The sequence below is a fragment of the Virgibacillus sp. M23 genome, assembly GCF_034190895.1.
Classification (GTDB): Bacteria; Bacillota; Bacilli; order Bacillales; family Amphibacillaceae; genus Virgibacillus; species Virgibacillus salarius.
This window is the reverse complement of the sequence record NZ_JAWDHA010000407.1, coordinates 1-276: the sequence shown is the minus strand read 5'-3', so window position 1 is coordinate 276 and position 276 is coordinate 1. Positions and strand designations below refer to the sequence as shown.

The 276-nt window shown below is 35.9% G+C and carries 1 protein-coding gene; it reads right to left on the bottom strand.

Translation table 11 applies throughout. The features are described from left to right. Nucleotides 1-276, bottom strand: a 276-nt coding sequence (locus RVS70_RS23220; protein WP_321135108.1) for a transposase, incomplete at both ends; no start/stop codon positions are given.

Below are 276 nucleotides of genomic sequence, written 5' to 3'. Positions count from 1 at the left end.
ATGTTCTAATTTCTATAGGCATTGGTTGGGTATTTCCGCAACTCGAACAAGTTTTGGTAGATGGGAACCATTTATCAATTTTGATAAGTTGTTTCCCTTGTTCTTTTAGTTTGTACTGTAAGAAAGAGGTGAACATTCCCCATCCATTATCAGCTACGCTTTTACCGAATTTAAGTGCTTGTGACATTCCTTTCATGTCTAAATCTTCAATCACAACAGCATCGAAGTTAGACACTAATTCCTTTGATTTATGGTGAAGAAAGTTCTTGCGTTGAT